This is a genomic window from Streptomyces sp. NPDC005202 (assembly GCF_040608235.1).
In the GTDB taxonomy this organism is placed as follows: domain Bacteria; phylum Actinomycetota; class Actinomycetes; order Streptomycetales; family Streptomycetaceae; genus Streptomyces.
In genome coordinates, this window is the sequence record NZ_JBEXHW010000004.1 from 83,516 (window position 1) to 104,204 (window position 20,689).

The 20,689-nt window shown below is 70.7% G+C and carries 18 protein-coding genes, 1 pseudogene and 1 riboswitch; of the genes and pseudogenes, 9 read left to right on the forward strand and 10 right to left on the reverse strand.

Translation table 11 applies throughout. The features are described 5' to 3' along the window. The first annotated feature begins 19 nt into the window (after positions 1 to 19). The gene (locus ABZV31_RS09345; protein WP_355890329.1) at positions 20 to 832 is read left to right on the forward strand and encodes an HAD family hydrolase; all 813 of its coding nucleotides are present in this window, start codon (positions 20 to 22) and stop codon (positions 830 to 832) included. Positions 833 to 929: 97 nt separating this feature from the next. Here the strand turns inward: ABZV31_RS09345 and ABZV31_RS09350 are convergent, their stop codons facing one another. After that, entirely contained in the window at positions 930 to 1,418 is a 489-nt protein-coding gene (locus tag ABZV31_RS09350) for a transglycosylase SLT domain-containing protein (RefSeq protein WP_355890331.1), read from the reverse strand. Between the two features lie 4 nt (positions 1,419 to 1,422). After that, positions 1,423 to 1,611, reverse strand: a riboswitch (cyclic di-AMP (ydaO/yuaA leader). A 686-nt stretch (positions 1,612 to 2,297) separates the two neighbouring features. Here ABZV31_RS09350 and ABZV31_RS09355 point away from each other — a divergent pair. The 5 genes from ABZV31_RS09355 (at position 2,298) to ABZV31_RS09375 (ending at position 7,957) form a co-directional block, all read left to right on the forward strand. Then, a complete protein-coding gene (locus tag ABZV31_RS09355; RefSeq protein ID WP_355890334.1) occupies positions 2,298 to 3,308 on the forward strand; it encodes a polyprenyl synthetase family protein in 1,011 nt (336 codons plus the stop codon). Between the two features lie 265 nt (positions 3,309 to 3,573). Then, positions 3,574 to 4,569: a CHRD domain-containing protein gene (locus tag ABZV31_RS09360; RefSeq protein ID WP_355890336.1), complete on the forward strand. Its 996-nt coding sequence runs from the start codon at positions 3,574 to 3,576 to the stop codon at positions 4,567 to 4,569. A gap of 291 nt (positions 4,570 to 4,860) precedes the next feature. Continuing rightward, complete coding sequence (locus ABZV31_RS09365; RefSeq protein ID WP_355890338.1) at positions 4,861 to 6,060, forward strand: DUF2092 domain-containing protein; 1,200 nt, start codon at positions 4,861 to 4,863, stop codon at positions 6,058 to 6,060. A 33-nt stretch (positions 6,061 to 6,093) separates the two neighbouring features. Continuing rightward, the gene (locus ABZV31_RS09370) at positions 6,094 to 7,074 is read left to right on the forward strand and encodes an ABC transporter ATP-binding protein (RefSeq protein ID WP_355890341.1); all 981 of its coding nucleotides are present in this window, start codon (positions 6,094 to 6,096) and stop codon (positions 7,072 to 7,074) included. Next, the gene (locus tag ABZV31_RS09375) at positions 7,061 to 7,957 is read left to right on the forward strand and encodes an ABC transporter permease (RefSeq protein WP_355890343.1); all 897 of its coding nucleotides are present in this window, start codon (positions 7,061 to 7,063) and stop codon (positions 7,955 to 7,957) included. Before ABZV31_RS09370 ends, ABZV31_RS09375 begins: the two co-directional genes overlap by 14 nt. Positions 7,958 to 7,963: 6 nt before the next feature. On the opposite strand, the gene ABZV31_RS09380 is transcribed toward ABZV31_RS09375, so the two are convergent. Further along, the gene (locus ABZV31_RS09380; RefSeq protein WP_355890345.1) at positions 7,964 to 8,548 is read right to left on the reverse strand and encodes an NAD(P)H-dependent oxidoreductase; all 585 of its coding nucleotides are present in this window, start codon (positions 8,546 to 8,548) and stop codon (positions 7,964 to 7,966) included. A gap of 68 nt (positions 8,549 to 8,616) precedes the next feature. Next, a complete protein-coding gene (locus tag ABZV31_RS09385) occupies positions 8,617 to 9,138 on the reverse strand; it encodes a DUF6668 family protein (protein ID WP_355890346.1) in 522 nt (173 codons plus the stop codon). 276 nt (positions 9,139 to 9,414) lie between these two features. Between ABZV31_RS09385 and ABZV31_RS09390 the strand changes: the two genes are divergently transcribed. Beyond that, positions 9,415 to 11,082: a tetratricopeptide repeat protein gene (locus ABZV31_RS09390; RefSeq protein WP_355890349.1), complete on the forward strand. Its 1,668-nt coding sequence runs from the start codon at positions 9,415 to 9,417 to the stop codon at positions 11,080 to 11,082. A 20-nt stretch (positions 11,083 to 11,102) separates the two neighbouring features. Here ABZV31_RS09390 and ABZV31_RS09395 read toward each other — a convergent pair whose 3' ends face one another. Continuing rightward, the gene (locus ABZV31_RS09395) at positions 11,103 to 11,573 is read right to left on the reverse strand and encodes a VOC family protein (protein ID WP_355890352.1); all 471 of its coding nucleotides are present in this window, start codon (positions 11,571 to 11,573) and stop codon (positions 11,103 to 11,105) included. A gap of 21 nt (positions 11,574 to 11,594) precedes the next feature. Between ABZV31_RS09395 and ABZV31_RS09400 the strand changes: the two genes are divergently transcribed. Continuing rightward, positions 11,595 to 12,218 (forward strand): CGNR zinc finger domain-containing protein, encoded by a 624-nt coding sequence (locus tag ABZV31_RS09400; RefSeq protein WP_355890355.1) that lies wholly within the window; start codon positions 11,595 to 11,597, stop codon positions 12,216 to 12,218. 16 nt (positions 12,219 to 12,234) lie between these two features. On the opposite strand, the gene rarD is transcribed toward ABZV31_RS09400, so the two are convergent. Next, on the reverse strand, positions 12,235 to 13,194 hold the full coding sequence (gene rarD, locus ABZV31_RS09405; protein ID WP_355890358.1) for an EamA family transporter RarD: 960 nt from the start codon (positions 13,192 to 13,194) through the stop codon (positions 12,235 to 12,237). Positions 13,195 to 13,373: 179 nt separating this feature from the next. After that, positions 13,374 to 14,207 (reverse strand): annotated as a pseudogene (locus ABZV31_RS09410) (SDR family oxidoreductase); the annotation flags it as partial. Positions 14,208 to 14,355: 148 nt separating this feature from the next. On the opposite strand from ABZV31_RS09410, the gene ABZV31_RS09415 reads away from it, so the two are divergent. Then, entirely contained in the window at positions 14,356 to 14,727 is a 372-nt protein-coding gene (locus ABZV31_RS09415; RefSeq protein WP_355891192.1) for a helix-turn-helix domain-containing protein, read from the forward strand. A 16-nt stretch (positions 14,728 to 14,743) separates the two neighbouring features. Here the strand turns inward: ABZV31_RS09415 and ABZV31_RS09420 are convergent, their stop codons facing one another. From ABZV31_RS09420 to ABZV31_RS09435, 4 genes are all read right to left on the reverse strand, one after another. Beyond that, a complete protein-coding gene (locus ABZV31_RS09420; protein WP_355890361.1) occupies positions 14,744 to 15,823 on the reverse strand; it encodes a 2-oxoacid:ferredoxin oxidoreductase subunit beta in 1,080 nt (359 codons plus the stop codon). Then, positions 15,816 to 17,744, reverse strand: coding sequence for a 2-oxoacid:acceptor oxidoreductase subunit alpha (locus ABZV31_RS09425; protein WP_355890363.1), 1,929 nt, complete (start codon positions 17,742 to 17,744; stop codon positions 15,816 to 15,818). The genes ABZV31_RS09420 and ABZV31_RS09425 overlap by 8 nt, the downstream gene beginning before the upstream one ends. 361 nt (positions 17,745 to 18,105) lie before the next feature. Continuing rightward, positions 18,106 to 18,765: a response regulator transcription factor gene (locus tag ABZV31_RS09430; RefSeq protein ID WP_355890366.1), complete on the reverse strand. Its 660-nt coding sequence runs from the start codon at positions 18,763 to 18,765 to the stop codon at positions 18,106 to 18,108. Positions 18,766 to 19,088: 323 nt separating this feature from the next. Further along, positions 19,089 to 20,498 (reverse strand): sensor domain-containing protein, encoded by a 1,410-nt coding sequence (locus tag ABZV31_RS09435; RefSeq protein WP_355890369.1) that lies wholly within the window; start codon positions 20,496 to 20,498, stop codon positions 19,089 to 19,091. Positions 20,499 to 20,689: the final 191 nt, after the last annotated feature.

The following is a 20,689-nucleotide window of genomic DNA, read 5'->3' on the forward strand; positions in this document are numbered from 1 at the left end:
GGGTCCGTATTCTCTGATCATGGCCGCTCCCCTCGCATATGCCCTCATCGCCACTGACCTGGACGGAACGCTGCTGCGCGGCGACGACACCCTGTCCGAACGGTCCCTCGCCGCGCTCGCGCGGGTGGCGGCGGCCGGTGCCCGGCACCTCGTGGTGACCGGACGGCCGGCGCCGAGGGTGCGGCCGCTGCTCGACGACCTGGGCAGCACGGGGCTCGCGGTGTGCGGTCAGGGCGCGCAGCTGTACGACGCCGGGGCGGACCGTCTGCTGTGGTCGGTCACCCTGGACCGGGAGCTGGCCGAGACCGCGCTCGGCAAGATCGAGGCCGAGGTGGGGCAGGTCTACGCCGCGGTCGACCAGGACGGGGTGGACGGGCTCACGCTCATCGAGCCGGGGTACCTCATGCCGCACCCCACCCTGCCCGCCGTACGGGTCGAACGGCGCGACGACCTGTGGTGCGCGCCCATCAGCAAGGTGCTGCTGCGCCATCCCACCCTGTCCGACGACGAGTTGGCGACGGCGGCCCGGAACGTGGTCGGTTCCCTCGCGACGGTCACCATGTCGGGCCCGGGGACCGTCGAACTTCAGCCATGCGGCATCACCAAGGCGACGGGGCTGGCGCTGGCCGCAGAACACCTGGGGCTGAGCCGCGAACACGCCCTCGCCTTCGGCGACATGCCGAACGACATCCCCATGTTCCAGTGGGCCGCCCGCGGCGTCGCCATGGCCAACGCCCACCCCGAACTCAAGGCGGTGGCCGACGAGGTCACCTTGTCGAACGAGGACGACGGCATCGCCGTCGTCCTCGAGCGGTTGTTCCCGGGCCGGTAGGCGCCAGGAGGAGGCATCAGGGGGCGCGCCGTACGTCAGTACGCCGCGTCCGGGGGCGCACCGTAGGTCAGTACGCCGTGTCCGGGGCGCGCCCAGGTCAGTACGCGCCGAAGACGTTGTCGATCGAGCCGTACCGCGCGGCCGCGTAGTTGCAGGCGGCCGTGATGTTGGCGACCGGGTCGTAGATGTCGTACGACGTGCCGGGCACGTGGTAGGCCCTGAACGTCGGGTCGATGACCTGGAGCAGGCCCTTGGACGGGATGCCCGCGCGGGCGTTGGAGTCCCAGAGGTTGATGGCCCGCGGGTTGCCCGACGACTCGCGCATGATGTTGCGGTAGATGCCGTTGTACGTCCCCGGGATGCCCCTCTGCGCCATGATCGCCAGCGACGCCCGGATCCACCCGTCGAGGTTGTTCGGGTACGAGACCGCGGTCGCGGCGGTCGTGGTGGACGTCGTGGTGGCCGCGGAGGCGCTGGTCGCACCGATCAGCGGGAGGGCGAGGACGGCGGCACCCGTGCCGGCGACGGCGAGGGTGCGGGCGAGACGAGCGGTGCGGGCACGGCGGGGCTGAGCCTTGACGGGCATGGCAGATTCCTCTCCGTCGCCTGCGAGGTGAGCTGTCGGGTTCGGGCTGGGAGGTGCCCGGCCGCGCCCGGAAGAGCGCGACTTCACCCCAAGCCGTTCCGGCGCGACGTACGACGTGGGACGTACGACGTGCGGATCGGCGACTTACCTGGGTCCCCCGCTCCTGCCGTGAGTGGTTCGGTCGACGGGTTCCGGGCGGCGGCAGGATTCGGCGTCCGCCCGACGGCCGGGAACGTATGCGAGAGCACATGTCCGAAACAAGTGCCGGAGTCACACATCGCCCTAGTTGACCTTGATGTGAGGCGTATAAGACGCTTGATCCTTTGCGGTTGCCAAGCCTCAACTCGCTTGCAGGGGAAGGGGAAACGAGGGTGAGGGGGTGCAGGACATCGGCGGCTGACCGTGACTCAATTCACTGTTTGAGCGGCCGAAGGGCATTCAAGACCAAGGGGAATTCAATCCCCAATAGGGGTGAATCGGGCACCCGCAGTCCGGTGAAGCGGGCACCCCCGGGGTGCGCGTGATGGTCGCCACGTCGACGGAGGGCCGGGTCGGCTCGCCGGCCCGGTGGTGGGCGGGCGGCGTGTCGCGACGCTGATCGTCCCGTAGCCCGTTCGGATGCCCTGTGGGTCGTTTCACAGAAGAATGGCGTACGGATGTATGGGGGAGCGCAGAGCGAACAGGAGGGGTAAGTCAATAGATATGCGTTCTTATCAGATGATCAAAAACATACCGGGCGTGATCCGATACCGCCTGGCCTGTATCGGTGGGCGTTATCGGTGATCGAAACGTGACCGGATACGCTGACTCGAGTGATGGCAGCGACCTATCGACAAACCGTGTAACCGCCAGCAGACACCAGCAGACAGGAGACCCCTCGTGACCGTCGTCGGGCCGTTCGGGCTGAGCGTGCGGGACCAGGCTCTCGAAGCCGATGTCCAGGCCGGGTTGGCGGCTGTCGAGGAAGGGTTGCTCGAAGCCACCAAGAGCGAGGTTCCCTTCATCACGGAGGCCGCGCAGCACCTCGTACGGGCGGGCGGGAAGCGGTTTCGGCCGCTGCTCGTGATGCTCGCTGCGCAGTTCGGGGACCCGTACGCGCCGGGGGTCGTGCCGTCGGCCGTGGTCGTGGAGCTGACGCACCTGGCCACGCTGTACCACGACGACGTGATGGACGAGGCTGCGGTGCGGCGCGGGGTGCCCAGCGCGAACACCCGCTGGGGGAACTCGGTCGCGGTCCTCACCGGGGACTTCCTCTTCGCCCGGGCCTCGCAGATCCTCGCCGACCTCGGCCCCGAGGCCGTGCGGGTGCAGGCCGTGGCGTTCGAGCGGCTGGTCACCGGGCAGATCCTGGAGACGGCGGGGCCGACGGACGGGCGCGATCCGGTCGAGCACTACCTGGACGTGCTGGGCGGCAAGACGGGGTCGCTGGTGGCGGTGTCGTGCCGGTTCGGGGCGATGATGTCCGGGGCTGACGAGACGGTCGTGGACGTACTGACGCAGTACGGCGAGCGGCTGGGGGTCGCCTTCCAGCTCGCGGACGACGTGCTGGACATCGCTTCCGACTCGCACGAGTCCGGGAAGACGCCGGGGACGGATCTCCGGGAGGGGATCGCGACGCTTCCGGTGCTGCGGCTGCGGGAGCGGGCGGCACGGCTGGGGCTGGCCGAGGACATCGCGCTGTGCGAGCTGCTGGACTCCGACCTGAGTGACGACGTGCGGCACGCGGAGGCGCTGGCGGCGCTGCGGGTGCACCCGGCGTTGGAGCAGGCGCGGAGGGACACCGTGCGGTATGCGGAGGAGGCGCGGGCTGCGCTGGCGCCGCTGCGGGAGTGCGACGCGAAGAGGGCGCTGATGGAGCTGTGCGATGCGGTGGTGCACCGGGCGGGCTGACCCGCCTTCGTTGACCCGCCTTCTTCCACCTCGCCTTCTTCCACCTCGCCTTCTTCCACCTCGCCTTCGTTCACCCCGCCTTCGTCCACCCCGCCTTCGTTCACCCGCCCGGGCCGACTCGCTCGGGTGAGGAGCGAGCCACCGCTGCATGTGATATGGCTCACATGATTGGACTGAGTCCAATCTAAGATCGCCTCCGTACTCATGCCCAGAAGCTGACGCAGGGGGCGTCGGCCAAGATACGGGGAGAAAAAAGAACATGGGCATGAACACGACGTTCTCGAAGCGCCGTAAGAGCCTGATCGTCACCGGTGTCGCCGTGGCCGCCGCGGTGGGGGTCGCCGGAGCGGCGATTCCGGCGTTCGCTGCCGGGAACCAGGGGATGGGCCACGCCGACCACGTGGGCCACGCCGACCACGTGGGCCACGCCGACCACGTGGGCCAGGCTGGAACCGTCCTTGCAGCCGGTCTGAGGGGCGCCAACGAGGTGCCCGCGCAGGGCGGGCCCGCCGTGGGAGACAAGGACGGCACCGCTCTCGAGTTCATCAAGGTCAAGGGTGCCAAGGTGTCCGTCGCCGTGACCTGGCGCGGCACCGGCAGGCCGATCATGCTCCACATCCACCAGGGCGCCAAGGGCACCAACGGCGGCGTCAAGATCGACTTCAGCAAGCTGCTGGACCACGTCAAGGGGCACAGTGTCGTCGGGAGTGTCAAGGTCGCCGACCCCGCCCTGCTCAAGCAGGTCACCACCGACCCCGGTTCCTTCTACGCCAACCTGCACACCGCCGAGTTCCCCGGCGGAGCCGCCCGCGGGCAGCTGCACAAGGTCACCACCGCCTTCGACTTCCGGCACGTCCTGGACAACTTCCAGGCCTCCGTCGTCAAGGGCAGGCAGATCTACGAGTGCAAGCCGGCCGACGGCGGCGGCCACGCCTTCGCCCAGCGGGACGTCAGCGCCCTGCTCGGCGGCGGCATCCGGCACTCGTTCGTGAAACCCAACTCCGGTACCCCGCAGTGGGTGGCGCCGGACGGCAGCGCCGTCACCGGGGCGTTCCTCACCAAGACACCGAACGGCGACGGCAACATCCCGGAGCTCGACCTCAAGGCCACCGGGGCCGGCCGCCACCACGGCCTGCTCGTGAACACCGCGGAGATCCTGCGGCTGAACACCGTCGGCGGCACCGCGCCGACCGGCTCCTGCATCCCGGGCACCATCGTCGGCGTGCCGTACCAGGCCGACTACGTGTTCGTGCAGCACTGAACAACCCGGTCCACCCGGGCGGCGCTCTCCTCCACGACCCCTACGGGGTGGGGGAGGCTCCGCCCCTCCGTGTCATACCGCAGGCGTACGCGGAGTTGGCTCCGCGGTCTGATGCTTTCTCACGGCTGATTTGGTCAGATGGAAACCACGGACAACACCACTGCTCACCGATTCGGGTGAGAATGGCGGCTCGGGGTGTCGGGGCACCTTCCTGCTCGAGCGAAGGCGAGAGCTTGGGGGAGAGTGCACGCGAGAAGGACAGCCGCCGCCGACGACGGAGGTAAGGCACACATGGCACCGTACGAATCCGACGACAGCACAGGCGCCGAGGAGATCGACGACCTGCGCTCGGGGCGGCGCAAGGCCGCGCGCTACGTCGTCCCGGTCGCGGTGGTGGGGGTGGCGGCGGCGACCATCGGGCTCGTCCCGGCGCTCGCCGACTCCGGCGACCCCAACCTGCCGAAGATCACCGCGCAGCAACTCATCGAGAAGATAGCCAAGTCGGACGTCCAGCAGCTGTCCGGCACGGTGAAGATCAGCACGGACCTCGGTCTGCCCGACCTCGGCGGCCTGGAGGGCAGCATCGCCTCCGGCGCCACCAAGGGCGGCGACGGATCGTCGGCCGACCCGACGTCCAAGCTCACCGAGCTGGCCTCCGGCACGCACACCCTGCGCGTCGCGGCCGACGGCCCGGACCGGCAGAAGCTCTCCCTCATCGAGAGCGCCGCCGAGTACAGCATCATCCACAAGGGCAAGGACGTCTGGGGCTACGACAGCAAGTCGAACGAGGTCTACCACGGCACCGCCTCCGAGGACGGGAAGAAGCACAAGGACGAGGCGCCCGCCACGCCCAAGGACTTCGCCGACGAGGCCCTGAAGTCGGTCGACGACACCACATCGGTGACCGTCGACGGCACCGCACAGGTCGCCGGTCGCGACGCCTACAAGCTGGTCGTCAAGCCGAAGCAGTCCGGCACCACGGTCGGGGCGATCAGCATCGCGGTGGACGCGAAGACCGGGCTGCCACTGAAGTTCACGCTCACTCCCGCGAGCGGCGGCGCCGCCGTCGTGGACGCCGGCTTCACGCAGATCAGCTTCTCCAGGCCGGCCGCCTCCACCTTCGACTTCACTCCGCCCAAGGGCGCGAAGGTCACCGAGCACGAGCACGGCAGCACCAGGGCGCCGGAGCACGCGCCGAAGTCCGACGAGGACCTCGCCAAGGGTCTCGACGGCCTCAAGGTCCTCGGCAAGGGCTGGAACTCCGTCGCCACCTTCGACACCGGCAGCAAGGGTGGCGTCCCGTCGGCCTCGGGCAGCGGGAACCTGAGCGGCCTCCTCGGCTCGCTCGGCGACCAGGTGACCGGCAGGTTCGGCAAGGGCACGGTCTTCTCCACCCGCCTGGTCAACGCCCTGATCACCGATGACGGCAAGGTCTACGTCGGTGCCGTCACCAAGGGTGCGCTGGTGAAGGCGGCGAACGCCGGGCAGTAAGTACCGTACGCATACGACGATTCGAGGGAGCCGATGGACGAAGCGTCCGCCACGGAGCCGGAGCCGGATGCGCAGGGCGCGGGTGACAGCGTCATCCACACCCGCGCGCTCACCAAGCGCTACCGCGGCGGACAGCTCGCCGTCGACGGTCTCGACCTGACCGTCCCGGCGGGCAGCGTCTTCGGCTTCCTCGGTCCGAACGGCTCCGGCAAGACCACCACCATCCGCATGCTGATGGGCCTGATCGAACCGACATCGGGCACGGCGCGGGTGCTGGGCCGGCCGATGCCGCGCGCTTCACGCGCCGTGCTGCCGCACGTCGGCGCGCTCATCGAGGGGCCGGCCCTGTACGGCTTCCTCTCCGGCCGGGACAACCTGCTGCGCTACGACGCCGCCGACCCGACCGCCGACCCGCGCACCCGGCGCACCCGCGTCGCGGCCGCGCTGGACCGGGTGGGTCTGACGGCCGCCGCGGGCAAGAAGGCGAAGGCGTACTCCCTGGGCATGAAGCAGCGCCTCGGCCTCGCGGCCGCGCTGCTCCAGCCGCGGAAACTGCTCGTACTCGACGAGCCGACCAACGGCCTCGATCCGCAGGGCATGCGCGAGATCCGCTCCCTGGTCCGGGAGCTGGCCTCCGACGGGACGACCGTCTTCCTCTCGTCCCACCTCCTCGACGAGATCGAGCAGGTGTGCACCCATGCGGCCGTCATGGCGCAGGGCCGGCTGATCACACAGGGCGCGGTGGCCGAACTGGCCGCCGGGGCGCGCGGCCGGCTGGTGGTGACCACGCCCGACACGGGGGACGCAGCCCGGGTGCTGAAGGAGCAAGGGGTCGGCGACGTCGTCGTCACCGAGGACCGGGTGACCGGCGAACCACCGGACCGGGACCTCGCCGACGTGAACGCCGCGCTGGTGACGGCGGGCGTCCGCGTCCGCGGCTTCGGGGTCGAACGGGCCTCGCTGGAGGACGCGTTCGTGGCGCTCACGGGGGAGGGGTTCGATGTCGCAGGCTGAGGTCTCGATGCCGCGGGCCGAGGTCGGCGTCCGCTCCCCGAGCCCGCTGTGGACCTTCGGGCTGCTGCGCAGCGAGCTGGTGACCACCTTCCGGCGCTGGCGCACGCTCGCGCTGCTGGGCGTGCTGGCCGCCGTACCCGTCCTGGTCGGGGTCGCCGTCAAGATCGAGACGAGCGGCGGCTCGCCGGCCGGCCGCGGAGGTGGCGGCGAGGGGCCGGCGTTCATCGCACAGATCACCAACAACGGTCTGTTCCTGGTCTTCACCGCGCTGGCCGCGACGCTGCCGTTCTTCCTGCCGATGGCGATCGGCGTGATCGCGGGCGACGCGATCGCCGGCGAGGCGAACGCGGGCACGCTCCGCTATCTGCTGGTCGCCCCGGCCGGCCGCACCCGCCTGCTGCTCACCAAATACGCCACGACCATGGCCTTCTGCCTGGTCGCCACCCTCGTGGTCGCCGTCTCCGCCCTCACCGTGGGCGCGCTGCTCTTCCCGCTCGGCGACCTGACGACCATCTCCGGCACGCAGATCACCTTCGCCGAGGGCCTGGGCCGGGCCCTGCTGATCGCCCTGGTCGTCGCCGCCTCGCTGGTCGGCGTGGCGGCCCTCGGCCTGTTCGTCTCGACGCTGACCGACAGCGGCATCGCGGCGATGGCGACCACCGTGGGCCTGCTGATCACCGTCCAGATCCTCGACCAGATCCCCCAGCTCCACGCGATCCAGCCGTACCTCTTCCCTCACTACTGGCTGTCCTTCGCCGACCTCATGCGGGACCCGGTCTACTGGGACGACCTGGTGAAGAACCTGGACCTGCAGGCCCTGTACGCGGCGGTGTTCGGCTCGGCGGCGTGGGCGCGGTTCACGGCGAAGGACATCACCGCGTAGCCGGTGTCAGGCCGCTTCGTGCGCGAAGCGGGCGAGCGGCGCCTCCTGCGCGAAGAACGTCTTGGCGCGCGCCAGTGCCTCCGTGTCCTTCAGTACGTCGCCGGGCGCACTGCCGTTGCCGAGCAGGACCCCGCCGAAGCGCATCCCCAGGTATGCGGCCGAGTTGTTGAGCGTGCCGACCAGCGGGTCGGCGACCGCAGGCTCGTCGTCCGCGAGCGCGGCGACCCCCCACAGGGTGCGTCCGGCCAGGGTCGCCTTGAAGTCCACGCCGGGGGTGCGCAGCCAGGCAGACCAGTGGTCGAGGTAGCGCTTGGTGTGGCTCGACACCGAGTACCAGTACAGCGGCGAGGCGATCACGATGTCCGTCGCTGCGAGTGTGGCGTCGAGCAGCAGGGACGCGTTGCCGCCGGTGGGGCGTACGTGGTCGCTGTCGTGCCGCAGGTCCGCGAAGTCGGGCAGCGGATGGTCGACGAGGCGTACCCACTGCTGCTCGACGTGGGCGGGCAGTTGTTCGGCGGCCCGGCGGGCCAGGAGTTCGGTGTTGCCCTCTCGGCGGGCACTGCCCAGTACGAACAGGAAGCGGCGGGTCATGGGTCCCCCAGGTGTGACGCGACAGGTGCGTCTGCATTATATGCGTACGCAAGAAAATGCGCCGGGGTTCACCGGCCCCGCCCCGCCGCACCCGTGAGGCGGGCCAGCGCCTCGGTCTCGCGCGGCGGCTGCCCGCTCAGGTCGCCGACGCGCCAGGCCGCTACCCACGGGACGCGGTAGACGTCGATGACGGACTCGATCAGCTTCACGTGCTGGGCGAGTTGCCGCGGCAGCCGGCCCGGCGCGTCCGCGACCAGCACGACGGCGTCCAGGTCGAGCCCGGCCGGGGCCTCGCCCCTGCGGAACACCTCGAGTGCCCGGGTGACGGCCTCCAGCCCCGCCGCGTGCGTCCGGGCGACGAGCAGCACCGACTGCGGATCCTCAGGCCCGGGCCAGTCACGCCCGCAGTCGTGACCGCCGTAGACGGCCGCGAGCGTGGTCGTGCCCGCGCCGCCGTGCGTGGCCACCCACGAGAAGCGCCGGGGTGTGACGGGCATGCCGGTGGGCCGATCGGGCGTACGCTCCGCCGCACCGGTGCCGACCGGCCCGCGGATCCAGATCTCCGGTCCCTGCTGCACGCCTGTCCCCATGCCCGCTCCCTCCCTCGTCATCCCGACGATCTTCGCGCTCCCGGCGCCGCCCGTGTCACCGGGTCAGGGTTCCTGGTGCGAGTCTGTGACGTCGCGGTGACGTGTGGACCGCAGGCGAGCGGAGAGACTCGGCAGTGGGCGTACGACCGGATCTTGACGCCGGGGGCGGGGACCCGGCGGCGGGTATGAGCACGATGGGCCCAAGGACTACTGAAGGACCATGGAACCCGTACCCGCCGGCCGCCGCCCGACCCACGCATCCGAGTGAGGGAGCCGATGTCTCGACTCAGCCGCGAGAAGAAGCGGGAACACAAGCGCGCCGCGCGCTCGGCGGCATCCATGGCGACGCCGATCGCCGTCCACGTGCCCGCGGACGGCGCCGGTGCCTCCGTCGGCGGCGTACCCGTGCTCACGGCTCCCGGCGAGGAGATCCAGCACGCCGTCCTGAACCACCTGCACCGCCTCGCCCTCGCCACCGGTCAGCCCGTCCTCGCCACGGTCACCGACGAGCGCATCGGCTACGTAGTCCCGCTCCGTGTTCACGGCGACGGCTCCAGCATCTTCACGGCAGAGCCCCTGCGGACGGCTCCGCCGGAGGGGCCGGGAGATGCGCCGTGGGCGGGCGGAACCGAGCGCCGGCTGGAGCCGACGTCTCTGCCTGCGGCGCCGGGTCGGACAGGAGCGCCGGGCTCGGCAGGGTTGTCGGAGCAGGCGCATGCATCGGGGGAGGCTGCGGTTTTCGCGCAGGTCCGTGCATCGGGGGAGGCCGGGGTTTCCGGGCAGGCCGAAGTGCCGGCCTCGCCTGCCGGGCCGGAGCCCGCCGACGCGCCTGCACCGCCCCAGGCCCCTGCGCCCGCATCGCCCCAGGCCTCCGTGCCTGCACCGTCTCAGGCCCCCGCGCCTGCCGCGGAATCGTCGCAGTCGTCGCGGGACAAGGCGACGCACGTCCTGCAGCAGGTGCCGGAGCCGGTGCGGGAGTCCGCGCCGACGTTCCCGTTGCGTGCGGTGCCGGAGCCGCAGCCGCTGGGGGAGGCTGCACCCACGTTTCCGTTGCGCGCGGTACCCGAGCCGCAGCCGTTCGCGGAGCCCGCGCCGACGTTCGCGCTGCGGGCGGTACCGGAATCGGCTGAGGGCACGGCCCCCGGTACGGTGGCGGCCCCGACGGGGGAATTCGGCCCGCCTCCGGTGATGGACGCCAGGCCCGCCGATGCCAAGCCCGCCGATGCCAAGCCTGCCGATGCCAGGTCCGCCGATGCCAGGTCGGCCGATGCCAGGCCCGTCGAAGCCAAGCCCGCTCCCCCCGTCCCGACCCCGACCCCGGCCCGGAAAGCCCAACTCCCCACAGCGCCACTTCTCCACCACCCCGACCCGGAACCCGAGCCCGACCCCAAGCCCACCCCCGCCCGCGGCTTCGACGCCGTCGCCGAAGCTGTGCTCGGGGACGACCCCAGGACCACGGCCGGCGAAGGAGGGACAGTTCTGCTCGCCGAGCCCATGGCGCGGATCAACGAGGCCGTGAAGGCGGGTCGGATCGAGGCGGCGGCGGACCTGGCGGAGCGCACCGTCACGGAGGCATCCGGCACGCTCGGCCCGGAGCACCCCGAGGTGCTGCGGCTGCGCGAACTCACCGCGTACATCGCCTACCTGGCGGGCGACCCGCTCCGTTCCTTCGGTCTCTCCCTCGACCTGGCCCGCATTCGCCGCCGCGCGAGGGACGCGGAGGCCGCCTACGGCAACATCCAGAGCGCGGCCGCCGCCTGGCGCGCGGTCCGCGACCCCGAGCAGGGCCTGCGGCTCGGCCGCGACCTGATCGGCCTGTGGACGGAGCTCACGGCCGAGGACGGCCCCGCCGCGGACGACATCGAACAGCTGGAGTCCGCCCGCGCCCGCATGGGCCGCCTCGCCGAACGGGCGCGCAAGGCGGCGTCCCCGCCCACGAGCTGACCCGGAGCCCTCCTGCACACCTAATGCACACAGAACTCGTTCCCCTCCGGGTCCGCCATCACCACCCACTCCCCGGCGGGCTCCTTCACGTGCCGCAGCACGCTCGCCCCGAGCCCCTCCAGCCGTTCGACCTCGCCCGCGCGCCGGTCCTCGCCGGGGTGCAGGTCGAGGTGGAGCCGGTTCTTGACGGTCTTCGCCTCCGGCACGCGCTGGAACAGCAGCCGCCGCCCCAGCCCGGTGCCGCTCTCGTTGTCGTACGGGTCGTCCGGATGCCGTACGGCGATCAGGTCCCGGAAGGCCGGACGGCCGTGGAACTCGACGGTGGCCTCGCCCGGCAGCGCGCCGAGCTCCAGCAGCCGCTCGATGAACGCGCTGTTGTCCTCGATCTCGTAGTGCAGCGCGGCGGCCCAGAAGTCGGCCTGCGTGTGCGGGTCCCCGCAGTCGACGACGAGCTTCCAGTGCACGGGTTGTGGTGCGGGAGAGTCGCTCATGTAACCACTTATAGTGGTTACATGAGCGCACGGGCAATGGAAACGCCAAAACCCTCACCCGGCCTGACGCTGGTCTCGTACGACGGGAAGCCCTACCGCTTCGACCCGGGGGCGCTGTGCCTGGAGCTGCTGGCGACGGGCGGCCCGGGTCGTTTCGCCCGATACGAGGTGCTGCACACACCCGCCGACCTCGCGGCCTGGGCCGACCGCAGCCGACTCGCAAAAGGGCTGGAGCTCACCGTGAGCGAAGGTGAGCTGGCGCGCGCCCGGGCCTTCCGCGACGCCCTGTTCCTGCTCACCGCCGACCGCGCCCACGGCCGTCCGCTCGAGTCGGCCCACCTGGACGTCGTCAACGCGGCCGCGGCCGAGCCCCCGCTCGTCTCCCGCCTCACCCCGGCCGGCACCCGCAGCTGGGCGCCCGGCGCCACCGGTACCCAGCTGCTGTCGACCGTCGCCCGTGACGCGATCGACCTCTTCACCGGCCCGTACGCCGACCGCATCCGCGAATGCGGCGCCCACGACTGCTACCTGCTCTTCGTCGACACCTCACGCCCTGGCAGGCGGCGCTGGTGCGCGATGGAGCACTGCGGGAACCGGGAGAAGGTACGGGCGCACCGGGCACGCACCGGCGGCGGATCGGCCTAGGCGTCCACCGATCGGCCTAGGCGTCCACCGGGTCGGAGCTCGGCGCGGCGGTCCGGGGTGTGCCGATCCGGGCCCGGAGCAGCGCCGCCCTCCGCGCGGAGCGCAATCCGTCCCAGGTCAGGAGCGTCAGCGCCAGCCACACCAGCGCGAAGCCCGCCCAGCGCTCGGCGGGCATGGCCTCGTGGAAGTACAGGATGCCGAGCAGGAACTGGAAGACGGGGGCCAGGTACTGCAGCAGGCCCAGCGTGGACAGCGGCACCCGTATCGCGGCCGCGCCGAAGCAGACGAGGGGCAGGGCGGTGACGACGCCGGTCGAGGCGAGCAGGGCGGCATGGCCCGTGGTCCCGCTCGTGAAGGTGGAGTCGCCGTGCGCGGTCAGCCACAGCAGATAGCCGAGCGCGGGCAGGAACTGGACCGCGGTCTCGGCGGCCAGCGACTCGATGCCGCCGAGGTTGACCTTCTTCTTCACCAGGCCGTAGGTGGCGAAGGAGAAGGCGAGGCAGAGGGAGATCCACGGCGGGCGGCCGTAGCCGATGGTCAGGACCAGGACGGCGGCGAGGCCGATGCCGACCGCGGTCCACTGCACAGGCCGCAGCCGCTCCTTGAGGATGAGTACGCCCATCGCGATGGTGACCAGCGGGTTGATGAAGTAGCCGAGGGAGGCCTCGACAACGTGCCCGCTGTTCACGGCCCAGATGTACACGCCCCAGTTGACGGTGATCACCGCGGCCGCGAGCGTGATCAACGCGAGCCTGCGCGGTTGTCGCAGCAGTTCGCCGGCCCAGGCCCAGCGCCGTGCGACGAGCAGCGCGACGGCGACGAAGGCGAGCGACCACACCATCCGGTGGGCGAGGATCTCCACCGCCCCGGCCGGCTTCAGCAGGGGCCAGAAGAGCGGGACGAGGCCCCACATCCCGTAGGCGGCGAAGCCGTTCAGCAGTCCTGTGCGCCGCTCGCCCCTCGACTTGTCGGTCACGGGCCCCTCCTTCGTGCCTGGCTGCGTCCCGTGCAGCAAGCACGAAGGTAACGCCGAGCGCCCCCGCCTGTCATGCCCGTATTGCCATACGGTCATGACAGGCGGGGGTTAAGAGGCTCAAGGGTCCTACCGGGGGAGTTCAGCCCTTGAGTGTTGGCGTCAGCCCTTGAGGCGGCGGTGATCGCCTCGGCGAGCGGGGTGGTCGGGCGGCCGGCCAGGCGGGACAGGTCGCCGGTGGTGACGACGAGCTCGCCCTGCTCGATGGAGGCGTCCACGCCCGCCAGGATCGTGGCCAGCGGCCCGGGCAGCCCGGCGCCGGTCAGAATGCTTTGGTAGTCCTCGACGGAGACCGGGGTGTAGGTGATCTCCTTGCCGGTCTGCTTGCTCAGCTCGGCGGCGAACTCGGCGAAGCTCCACGCCTCGTCGCCGCCCAGCTCGTACGTCTTGTTCTCGTGCCCCTCGCCGGTCAGCACCGCGACGGCGGCGGCCGCGTAGTCGGCGCGGGAGGCGGAGGAGACGCGGCCCTCGCCGGCGGCCTGGACGACGGCGCCGTGCTCGAGCACGGGGGCGAGGTTCTCGGTGTAGTTCTCGTGGTACCAGCCGTTGCGCAGCAGCGTGTACGGCAGGCCGGAGGCCAGCAGGATCTCCTCGGTGGCACGGTGGTCGTCGGCGAGGGCGGCCGTCAGGCCGCCGGGGGCGCTGGTGTAGGCGAGCAGCGCGACGCCGGCCGCCTTGGCGGCGTCGATGACGACCCGGTGCTGCTGGACCCGGCCCTTGTCGAACTCGTTGCCGGAGATGAGCAGCACCTTGTCGCCGGCCGCGAACAGGCCGTCGAAGGTCTCGGGGGCGTTGTAGTCGGCGACCGCGAGCTTCACGCCGCGCTCCGCGAAGTCGGCGGCCTTCTCCGGGGTGCGTACGACAGCCGTGATCCGGTCGGCCGGAACCTTCTCCAGCAGCTGCTCCACGATGTGGCGGCCGAGGTGTCCGGTGGCTCCGGTGACGACGATGCCCATGACGGAAATCTCCTCGTGGGGTGTGTATGTCACTTACCCTAGGAGGCGCGCTAACTAAGCGAAAGTACCCACTTTGAAGTAAGGTACTGGCGTGAAAGTAAGCAATGAGGGCGTCGTGGCAGCCGCGAAGGGCGACACCGGCGCGGCGATGTGCCCGCACCGCCTGGTCCTGGAGCACGTCACCAGCCGCTGGGGCGTCCTGGTGCTGATCGAGCTGCTGGAGCGCCCCTACCGCTTCAGCGAACTGCGCCGCGCCATCGGCCGGGTCATCGGGGGCAGAGGCGTCAGCGAGAAGATGCTGACGCAGACACTGCAGACCCTCGAGCGCGACGGCCTGGTCCACCGGGACGCCAAGCCCGTGATCCCGCCGCGCGTCGACTACTCCCTCACCGACCTCGGCCGCGAGGCCGCCGAGCAGGTGCGGGCACTGGCGATGTGGACCCAGGAACGCATGGCGGACGTGGAGAACGCCCGTCAGGCATACGACGAGGCCCGGGCGCTCACCGCCCGGGCCTCGTGAAGAAGGGCTGACGCACTCAGCCGACGACGGTCCAGGTGTCGCCGCCGGCCAGCAGCGCGGCCAGGTCGCCCTTGCCGTGCTGTTCGATCGCGGTGTCCAGTTGGTCGGCCATTTTGGTGTCGTAGACCGGGCGGTCGACGTTGCGGAACACGCCGATCGGGGTGTGGTGCAGGGTGTCCGGGTCGGCGAGGCGGGACAGCGCGAACGCGGTGGTCGGCGAGGCGGCGTGGGCGTCGTGGACCAGGACGTCGGCCTCGTTGTCCGCGGTGACGGTGACGACCTTCAGGTCGCCCGTCCGCTGGTCGCGTACGACGCCGCGGGTGCCGTCCGGGCCGAAGCGGATCGGCTGCCCGTGCTCGAGGCGGATGACCGCCTCCTCGGCCGTCTGCTTGTCCTTCAGGGCGTCGAAGGCGCCGTCGTTGAAGATGTTGCAGTTCTGGTAGATCTCGATCAGTGCCGTGCCCGCGTGGGCGGCGGCCTGTCGCAGGACGTCGGTGAGGTGCTTGCGGTCGGAGTCGATGGTGCGGGCCACGAAGGAGGCTTCGGCGCCGATCGCCAGGGAGACGGGGTTGAAGGGCGCGTCAAGGGAGCCCATCGGCGTCGACTTGGTGATCTTGCCGACCTCGGAGGTGGGGCTGTACTGGCCCTTGGTCAGGCCGTAGATCCGGTTGTTGAACAGCAGGATCTTGAGGTTGACGTTGCGGCGCAGGGCGTGGATGAGGTGGTTGCCGCCGATGGACAGGGCGTCGCCGTCGCCGGTGACGACCCACACCGACAGGTCGCGGCGGGTGGTGGCCAGGCCGGTGGCGATGGCGGGGGCGCGGCCGTGGATGGAGTGCATCCCGTAGGTGCTCATGTAGTACGGGAAGCGGGAGGAGCAGCCGATGCCCGAGACGAAGACGATGTTCTCCCGGGCCAGGCCGAGTTCGGGCATGAAGCCCTGGACGGCCGCGAGGATCGCGTAGTCGCCGCAGCCGGGGCACCAGCGCACTTCCTGATCCGACTTGAAGTCCTTCATGGACTGTCTGGCCTCGGCCTTCGGCACGAGGGAAAGCGCCTCGATCGTGCCCGTGCCTTCCGTGGACGTCTCAGCCATCGATGGCCTCCTTGAGAGCCGTGGCGAGCTGTTCGGCCTTGAACGGCATGCCGTTGACCTGGTTGTACGAGTGCGCGTCCACCAGGTACTTCGCCCGCACGAGGGTGGCGAGCTGACCGAGGTTCATCTCGGGGATCACCACCTTGTCGTAACGCTTCAGGACCGTACCGAGATTCCTCGGGAAGGGGTTGAGGTGGCGCAGGTGCGCCTGCGCGATGGACTCCCCGGCCGCGCGCAGCCGACGGACCGCCGCCGTGATCGGCCCGTACGTCGATCCCCAGCCCAGCACCAGCGTGCGTGCCTCGTGCGGGTCGTCGACCTCGATGTCGGGGACGTCGATGCCGTCGATCTTGGCCTGGCGGGTGTGGACCATGAAGTTGTGGTTGGCGGGGTCGTAGGAGATGTTGCCCGTGCCGTCCTGCTTCTCGATGCCGCCGATGCGGTGTTCCAGGCCGGGTGTGCCGGGGATCGCCCACGGGCGGGCCAGCGTCTTGGGGTCGCGCTTGTAGGGCCAGAACACCTCGGTGCCGTCCGCAAGGGTGTGGTTGGGGCCCTGCGCGAACTGCACGCGCAGGTCGGGCAGCTCGTCCAGCTCCGGGATGCGCCAGGGTTCGGAGCCGTTGGCCAGGTAGCCGTCGGACAGCAGCATCACCGGGGTGCGGTAGGTCAGCGCGATCCGGGCGGCCTCCAGCGCCGCGTCGAAGCAGTCCGCCGGGGTGCGCGGGGCGACCACCGGCACCGGCGCCTCGCCGTTGCGGCCGTACATGGCCTGCAGCAGGTCCGCCTGCTCGGTCTTGGTCGGCAGACCGGTCGAGGGGCCGCCGCGCTGGATGTCGACCACCAGCAGCGGCAGCTCCAGCGACACGGCCAGACCCATCGTCTCCGACTTCAGGGCCACACCCGGGCCGGAGGTGGTGGTCACCGCGAGCGAACCGCCGAAGGCGGCACCGAGGGCGGCGCCGATGCCGGCGATCTCGTCCTCGGCCTGGAAGGTGCGCACGCCGAAGTTCTTGTGCTTGGACAGTTCGTGCAGGATGTCGGAGGCCGGGGTGATCGGGTACGAGCCCAGGAACAGCAGCAGGTCCGCCTGGCGGGAGGCGGCGATCAGGCCGTAGGCCAGGGCCAGGTTGCCGGAGATGTTCCTGTACGTGCCGACCGGGAAGGCCTTGGTGGCCGGGGCGATCTCGTAGGAGACCGCGAAGTCCTCGGTGGTCTCGCCGAAGTTCCAGCCCGCACGGAAGGCGGCGAGGTTGGCGGCCGCGATCTCCGGCTTCTTGGCGAACTTGGTCTTGAGGAACTTCTCGGTGCCCTCGGTCGGCCGGTGGTACATCCAGCTCAGCAGGCCCAGCGCGAACATGTTCTTGCTGCGCTCGGCCTCCTTGCGGGTGAGGTCGAACTCCTTGAGCGCCTCGACCGTCAGGGTGGTCAGCGGCACCGGGTGGAGGTTGTAGCCGTCGAGGGAGCCGTCCTCCAGCGGGGAGGCGGTGTAGCCGACCTTCTGCATCGCGCGCTTGGTGAACTCGTCGGTGTTGACGATGATCTCCGCGCCACGCGGCAGGTCGCCGATGTTGGCCTTCAGAGCGGCCGGGTTCATCGCGACCAGGACGTTCGGTGCGTCGCCGGGCGTGAGGATGTCGTGGTCGGCGAAGTGCAACTGGAAGGAGGACACGCCCGGGAGGGTGCCGGCGGGTGCCCGGATCTCGGCCGGGAAGTTCGGCAGGGTCGACAGGTCGTTGCCGAAGGACGCCGTCTCCGAGGTGAATCGGTCACCGGTGAGCTGCATACCGTCACCCGAGTCACCCGCGAACCGGATGATCACCCGGTCCAGACGGCGAACGTCCTTCGCTCCGGCCGCCCTGCGCTGCTCTCCTACGACGGCTCCGTCGGCATGCTCCGCTGGACTGCTGACCTTGCTGGTCACTGAACTGGACCTCCTTCGAGGCGGCTGTATGGGAGCGGCCTTCCCGAAGGCCTTCCCGGGATCAACCCTACGACCGTGAGGGTCGCCCTCCCTGTGCCGTTCGCATGGTGGACGCACCCATGAGACGGCCTGATGCCCTGATGAGCCATGCTTTCCCACCCCCCGGACTTCTCCTGAAGACGCTCCGCGCTCGTTCCTTGGTTCTGGGCCCGCCTCTGTCTGGTTCTGGGGCCGCTCCTCTCTGTCCGTCCTTGCACGCGTGGCCCGCTGGATCTCCATTCGTACGCGTGGCCCGCTGGATCTCCGTTCGTTCCTGCACGCGTGGCCCGCTGGTCCCCGCACCTGACTCAGTTTCGGGCCATCAGGAGTTCAGATAGGTGAGCACGGCCAGAACACGCCGGTGATCCCCGTCGCTCGGCGACAGGCCGAGCTTCAGGAAGATGTTGCTGACGTGCTTCTCGACCGCGCCGTCGCTCACCACCAGTTGCCGGGCGATCGCGGAGTTCGTGCGCCCCTCGGCCATGAGTCCCAGGACCTCCCGCTCCCGCGGCGTGAGCCCCGCGAGCACGTCCTGTTTGCGGCTGCGCCCGAGCAGCTGCGCGACCACCTCCGGGTCGAGGGCGGTGCCCCCCTGGGCCACCCGCGCCACCGCGTCCACGAACTCCCGCACCTCGGCCACGCGGTCCTTGAGCAGGTAGCCGACTCCGCGACTGGAACCGGCCAGCAGTTCCGTGGCGTAACGCTCCTCCACGTACTGCGACAGCACGAGCACGCCGAGGCCGGGATGCGCCTTGCGCAGCTGTACCGCGGCCCGCACCCCCTCGTCGGTGTGCGTCGGCGGCATCCGTACGTCGGCCACGACGACGTCCGGCAACGTCCCCTGCTCGTGCAACTCGGTGATGGTCTTGATCAGCGCGTCGGCGTCGCCGACACCGGCCACGACCTCGTGTCCGCGGTCGGTCAGCAGCCGGGTCAGGCCCTCCCTGAGCAGCACTGAGTCCTCGGCGATGACCACCCGCACCCTGTCCTCCACGTTCCTCGGCCCCCCACAGCCTCACTCCACGGCCGTCCCATACGGCAAAGTCCAGCATCCCAGCATTCGGACTTCGATGGGCCCGGGCTCCGGGAATGAGGGGGCATTGGCCGCTCCGGCCTGTCACTGCTTCGGCCTGTCACTGCTTCGGCCTGTCACCACTTCGGCCTGCGATCACCCTTGTTGGCGGTCACCTTTGTTGGCGATCACGGGGGGGGGGAGTGGTGGGCCCACTGGACTGCCGGAACGGCCGACGGCACCCTTCAGCGCCGGGCACCAGTTTCGGCGCCCGGCGGCGGCCAAGCTCACACTCACCCTCGCCAGGGCAGCTCCGCCGTCACCCGCGTGGGCCCGCCCTCCGGGGAGTCGACCACCAGGACCCCGTCCACCGCGTCCAGCCGCTCGGCCAGCCCCGCCAGCCCCGACCCGTTGGACACGTCGGCACCCCCCGCCCCGTCATCCACGACCTGCAGCATCAGCCGGTCGTCCGTCCGCCACACATCCACGGAGGCGAACCTCGCCCCGCTGTGCTTGCTGACGTTCTGCAGCAGCTCGGACACCGTGAAGTACGCGATCCTCTCGATCGCCGGCGCCGGCCGCTCCGCCAGGTCCACCTCCACCTGCACCGGCACGGTGCAGCGCGAGGCGACCGCCGACAGCGCGGCGTCCAGGCCGCGGTCCGTCAGCACCGCCGGATGGATCCCGCGCGCCAGGTCCCGCAGCTCCTGCAGCGCCGTCTTCACCTCGCCGTGCGCCTCGTCCACCATCCGCGCCGCCGCCTGCGGATCCTCCGCCAGCTTCTCCTTGGCCAGACCGAGTCCCATGGCCAGGTTGACCAGCCGGGCCTGTGCCCCGTCGTGCAGGTCCCGTTCGATGCGCCGCAGGTCGGCGGCCGCCGTGTCGACCACGACCCCCCGGTCCGACTCCAGCTCCACCACCCGCGCCGACAGCCGCGACGGCCCGAGCAGCCCGTGCACCAGCAGCCGGTCCACCATCGTCAGCGCCCGCACGATCCACGGTGTGGCCAGCGTGAACAGCAGCCCGACCAGCGCGGTCACCGTGATCTCGAAGGGGTTGTCGAGGAAGATCCGGTGGTGCTCGTCGCCGTAGAGCTGGAGGCCGCCCTGACCGGCGTACATCGGGAAAACCCAGAACCACAGCGGGTATGTCAGCAACGCCCAGCCCAGCGCCCAGACGTTCACGGCGACCGTGAAGGAGAACACCGACCACGGGAACTGCAGCACCGCGTAGAGCAGGGCCCGCCACGAGGTGCCGCTCTTCAGCACGGCCACCATCCAGGCCAGCGCGCCCTGGCGCTTCATCCGCAACGGCTGCGGTTCGGCCACCTGAAGACCGAGCAGCCCGCGCGCCCGCGCCCGCTCCAGCGCACCGAACCCGCGGCTGCCCGCCAGCGCCGCCGCCAGCACCGGGATGCCGAGGAACGTCACCAGCAGGCCGGCGCCCAGCGACACCATCGTGACGGCGTACGTGAACAGCACGATGCCGATCGGCAGGCTCAGCAGCACATAGCCGAACTCGCGCCAGCTGCGCGCCTCGAACGGCGCTCGCAACCCGGCGGGCAGCCTGTGCCGCCCCCTGCCGGTGCCCGCGCCGGTGCCCCTGCCGGTGCTCGCGCCGGTGCCCGCGTCGGGGCCCGCGCCCGCCTCGCGGAATCCGGCCCCGCTGTAGGGCCCGTACCCCTGTCCGTACTCGGTGGCCATCGGCGCCGTCCCGTTCCCCTCGTCCTGCTTCCTGCGGCCTGTCTCGCCGTTCGGCGGCTGCTCCGCTGTTCGGCGGCTGCTCCGCTGTTCGGCGGCTGCTCCGCTGCTCGGCGGCTGCTCCGCCGTTCTTGTCTCGCCGTCGAGCGGCTGTTCTGCCGTCGGGCGGCTGTTCCGCCGTACCTCCACCCTGC

Excerpts from the sequence above, each read along its gene's own strand:
- ABZV31_RS09380 (WP_355890345.1), bottom strand. The coding sequence starts at position 8,548 with ATGACCCGCCGCTTCCTGTTCGTACTGGGCAGTGCCCGCCGAGAGGGC.
- ABZV31_RS09390 (WP_355890349.1), top strand. The coding sequence starts at position 9,415 with ATGTCTCGACTCAGCCGCGAGAAGAAGCGGGAACACAAGCGCGCCGCG.
- ABZV31_RS09345 (WP_355890329.1), top strand. The coding sequence starts at position 20 with ATGGCCGCTCCCCTCGCATATGCCCTCATCGCCACTGACCTGGACGGA.
- ABZV31_RS09350 (WP_355890331.1), bottom strand. The coding sequence starts at position 1,418 with ATGCCCGTCAAGGCTCAGCCCCGCCGTGCCCGCACCGCTCGTCTCGCC.
- ABZV31_RS09395 (WP_355890352.1), bottom strand. The coding sequence starts at position 11,573 with ATGAGCGACTCTCCCGCACCACAACCCGTGCACTGGAAGCTCGTCGTC.
- ABZV31_RS09360 (WP_355890336.1), top strand. The coding sequence starts at position 3,574 with ATGAACACGACGTTCTCGAAGCGCCGTAAGAGCCTGATCGTCACCGGT.
- ABZV31_RS09365 (WP_355890338.1), top strand. The coding sequence starts at position 4,861 with ATGGCACCGTACGAATCCGACGACAGCACAGGCGCCGAGGAGATCGAC.
- ABZV31_RS09400 (WP_355890355.1), top strand. The coding sequence starts at position 11,595 with ATGAGCGCACGGGCAATGGAAACGCCAAAACCCTCACCCGGCCTGACG.
- ABZV31_RS09415 (WP_355891192.1), top strand. The coding sequence starts at position 14,356 with ATGTGCCCGCACCGCCTGGTCCTGGAGCACGTCACCAGCCGCTGGGGC.
- ABZV31_RS09420 (WP_355890361.1), bottom strand. The coding sequence starts at position 15,823 with ATGGCTGAGACGTCCACGGAAGGCACGGGCACGATCGAGGCGCTTTCC.
- ABZV31_RS09385 (WP_355890346.1), bottom strand. The coding sequence starts at position 9,138 with ATGGGGACAGGCGTGCAGCAGGGACCGGAGATCTGGATCCGCGGGCCG.
- ABZV31_RS09435 (WP_355890369.1), bottom strand. The coding sequence starts at position 20,498 with ATGGCCACCGAGTACGGACAGGGGTACGGGCCCTACAGCGGGGCCGGA.
- ABZV31_RS09375 (WP_355890343.1), top strand. The coding sequence starts at position 7,061 with ATGTCGCAGGCTGAGGTCTCGATGCCGCGGGCCGAGGTCGGCGTCCGC.
- ABZV31_RS09370 (WP_355890341.1), top strand. The coding sequence starts at position 6,094 with ATGGACGAAGCGTCCGCCACGGAGCCGGAGCCGGATGCGCAGGGCGCG.